Here is a 3,817-nt window from a genome sequence, read left to right on the forward strand (position 1 = left end):
GTTGACACCGTGATGGGCGCTCGAAGGCGCCCATCACGGTGTCAACTGCCTGTTCGGCGGGACGGTCAGGGCACCCAGGCGCACACAACGTGCGCGGCGCCGTCGACGGTGAGCGGGCCGGCGGAGTCGGGCACGAAGCACGACTCGCCGCGGCGCAGCCGCAGCTCGCCGGAGCCGGTGAGGACGGCGGCGTCGCCGTCGAGGGCGAGGACGACGCGGGGGCCGTCGGCGGCGAGGGCCACGGGCTCGCCGGGGACGACGTCGGCGAAGGTGAGCGCGAACTCCTCGACGGGGGCGCGGTAGGTGACGACGACGCTCTCGCCCCCGGACACCAGCGTGGCGGGGCGGGCCGGCGGGCGCGGGGCGAACGACGCGCACTCGAGCAGCGCGGGGGCGTCGACGTGCTTGGTGGTGAGGCCGGCGCGCAGCACGTTGTCCGACGCGGCCATGACCTCGACGCCGAAGCCGCCCAGGTAGGCGTGCACCTCGCCGGCGGGCACGTACATCGCCTCGCCGGGCTCCAGCGTGACGCGGTTGAGCAGCAGGGAGACGAGGGCGCCCGGGTCGCCCGGGTGCTGCGCGGCGAGGTCGAGCACGGTGGCGTCGGCGCGGGCGGTCGGGCCCGTCCTGCCGGTGGCCCGGTGCCGGCGCGCGACGGCGTCCACGGCCGCGGCGACCTCCGCGGCGCACGACGGCGAGCGGCGCGCGGCCACGAGGGTCTCGGTCGCGGCGCGCACTCCGGCGGTCGACGGCCGCTCGGCGAGCGCCGCGCGCACGGCGTCGACGAGGACGCCGTCGAGCCCGTCCAGCAGGCCGGCCACCGAGCGCGGGCTGCGGAACCCGGCGAGGGCCTCGAACGGGCTGAGCGCCACGATCATCTCGGGCTTGTGCTGGTCGTCGTGGAACGACCGGTGCGGGTGCCCGGCGGGCAGGCCGCTGCGGGTCTCGCGGTGGTAGCCGGCGCGGGCGAGGTGCGGCCGAGGGTGCACCTGCAGGGACAGCGCCCGGTCGGCGGCGAGCACCTTGAGCAGGAACGGCAGCCGCGGCCCGAACCGGTCGGCGACGCGGCGGCCGAGGGCGTCGTGCGGCTCGGCGCCCACCAGCTCGTCGAGGCTCCGCCCCGCGCCGCCGTGCCTGCGGACCCGCGACGGCGCTGCCGGGTGCGCGCCGAGCCACAGCTCGGCGGCGGGCGTCCCGTCGGGCTCGCGGCCCAGGAGGTCGGGGATGCGCGTCGGGGAACCCCAGTCGTACGCCCGCACCGGGTTGTCGAGGGGGAGCACGGGCATCCCGCCGGTCGGTGTGGCGGGCGCGGTGCGCGGGGACGTGCGGGCGGTCAGGGCGTCCATCGGACCTCCTCGGACAGGGGAACTCTCGCGATGACTTCCTCCATGAAAGGGCACGCGGAAAGGGCCGGGAACCATTCCCGCACACGCTCCGGAAATGTTCACCTGACGGCATCCTGATGTTCGGCGACAGTTGGCCGGAAAGGGCCGACGGCGCCTTGTCGCGCTCTTAGTGTCGCCGCCATGAACGACATCCACCCGGGCTCAGACCCCGACCGTGGTGCGCTCGTCGTGATCCCCGCACGGGGCGGATCGGCGGGCATCCCGCTGAAGAACCTGCAGCGCGTGGGCGGCACGACGCTCGTCGCACGGGCGGTCCGCTCGGCGCTGGCGGCGCCCTCGGTGTCCGCCGTGGTGGTCTCCACCGACCACGACGAGATCGCCCGCGAGGCGGCGACGCACGGGGCGCGGGTCGTCCGGCGTCCCGCCGACCTCGCCGGCGCCACGGCCAGCTCCGAGTCCGCCGTCCTGCACGCGCTCGACGCCCTGCGCGCGGACCTGCCCGAGGCGCCCGACCCGGCCGTCACCGTGCTGCTGCAGGCGACGTCGCCGTTCGTCGACCCGGCCGACCTGGACGCCGCCGTGCGCCAGGTGGCCGACGGCGCGCACGACGTCGTGGTCGCGGTGGCTCCCACGCACGACTTCCAGTGGCGGCTCGACGACGACGGCCCGACGCCCGTCGGCCACGGCACCGACCACCGCCCGCGGCGCCAGGACCGAGCCCCGCACTTCCGCGAGACCGGCGCGTTCTACGCGATGCGCACGGCCGGGCTGCGGGAGGCGGGCAGCCGCTTCTTCGGGTCGGTGGGCCTGCAGCCCGTGGCCGCCGAGTGGTCGCTGGAGATCGACGAGCCCCGAGACCTGTGGCTGGCCCGCACGCTGCTGGACCAGCCCGGCGCCGCGCCCGCGGGCGCCCCGGCCGACGCGCCGATCGACGTCGACGCCCTGGTGACCGACTTCGACGGCGTGCACACCGACGACGCCGCCTACGTGGCGCAGGACGGCACCGAGAGCGTGCGCGTGCACCGCGGCGACGGCATGGGCGTCGCGCGCCTGAAGCGCGCCGGCGTCCCGCTGCTGATCCTGTCGACCGAGACCAACCCGGTGGTGGCGGCCCGCGCCCGCAAGCTCGGCGTCGACGTGCTGCACGGCGTCGACGACAAGGCCACCGCCCTGCGCGACTGGTGCGCCGTCAACCGCCTCGACCCGGGCCGGGTCGCGTACGTCGGCAACGACGTCAACGACCTGCCCGCCCTCGCCGTCGTCGGCTGGCCCGTGGCCGTGGCCGACGCCCACCCCGAGGTCGCCGCCGCCGCGCGCGTCGTCCTCGACCGCGCGGGCGGCCACGGCGCCGTCCGCGAGGTCTGCGAGCGGATCCTCGCAGCCCGCCCCGACGCGACCTCGCGTCGCAGCCCTGAGCTCCACGAACGGAAGGACACCCCGATGACCGGCACCTCCAGCGCCGCCAGCACGACCACAGCAGCCGAGCGCCCCGCCGAGCGTCCCGCGGAGCACGTCGTCCGCGTGGGCGACCACGAGGTCGGCGCCGGCCGGCCGGTGTACGTCATCGGCGAGATCGGCATCAACCACAACGGCGACGTCGAGATCGCCAAGCAGCTGATCGACGTCGCGGCGGCCGCCGGCTGCCAGGCCGTGAAGTTCCAGAAGCGCACGCCGGAGATCAGCACCCCGAAGGACCAGCGGGACAAGATCCGGCAGACGCCGTGGGGCGAGATGACGTACCTCGAGTACAAGTACCGGGTCGAGTTCGAGCACGACCAGTACACCGAGGTGGACCAGTACGCGAAGTCGCGCGGCATCCAGTGGTTCGCCTCCCCGTGGGACGTCCCCTCGGTCGCCTTCCTCGAGGAGTTCGGCGTCCCGACGCACAAGATCGCGTCGGCCTCCGTCACCGACCACGAGCTGCTGCGCGCGCTGGCCGACACGGGCAAGCCGCTCATCCTGTCGACCGGCATGTCCACGCTCGAGCAGATCGACGCCGCCGTGGAGATCCTCGGCACCGACGGGCTCGTCATCCTGCACGCCACCTCGACGTACCCGCTGCCGCCGGAGGAGGCGAACCTGCGCACCATCACGACGCTGCGGGAGCGGTACGGCGTGCCGGTCGGGTACTCCGGCCACGAGACGGGCCTGCAGATCTCGCTCGCCGCGGTGGCGCTGGGCGCCGTCGCCGTCGAGCGGCACATCACCCTGGACCGGGCGATGTGGGGCTCCGACCACGCCGCGTCGCTGGAGCCGAAGGGCCTCGCGAACCTGGTGCGCGACGTGCGCATCCTCGAGCAGGCGATGGGCGACGGCTCCAAGCGCGTCATGCCGGGCGAGCTGGCGCCGATGTCGCGCCTGCGCCGCGTCGACGTCTGACCCGACGCGACCGGTGGAGAAGCTCGACCGGGCGCACGACCGCGCGGCGCGGGGGGGGGGGGGGGGGCGGCCCCCCCCCCCCCCCCCCCCCC

At 75.6% G+C, this 3,817-nt stretch carries 2 protein-coding genes and 1 pseudogene; 2 read left to right on the forward strand and 1 reads right to left on the reverse strand.

All coding sequences use genetic code 11. The annotated features are described in order from the left end of the window. Positions 1–65: 65 nt before the first annotated feature. Positions 66–1,346, reverse strand: a complete 1,281-nt coding sequence (manA, locus tag ACFWDO_RS21180) for a mannose-6-phosphate isomerase, class I (protein WP_380326877.1) — start codon at positions 1,344–1,346, stop codon at positions 66–68. A gap of 180 nt (positions 1,347–1,526) precedes the next feature. On the opposite strand from manA, the pseudogene ACFWDO_RS21185 reads away from it, so the two are divergent. Together ACFWDO_RS21185 and ACFWDO_RS21190 are read left to right on the forward strand one after the other, a co-directional pair. Then, positions 1,527–2,675, forward strand: a pseudogene (locus ACFWDO_RS21185) (cytidylyltransferase domain-containing protein); the annotation flags it as partial. 192 nt (positions 2,676–2,867) lie between these two features. After that, positions 2,868–3,725 (forward strand): N-acetylneuraminate synthase family protein, encoded by an 858-nt coding sequence (locus ACFWDO_RS21190; protein ID WP_380326880.1) that lies wholly within the window; start codon positions 2,868–2,870, stop codon positions 3,723–3,725. The last annotated feature ends 92 nt before the right edge of the window (positions 3,726–3,817 follow it).

Source organism: Isoptericola sp. NPDC060185 (assembly GCF_042728595.1).
GTDB lineage: Bacteria > Actinomycetota > Actinomycetes > Actinomycetales > Cellulomonadaceae > Isoptericola.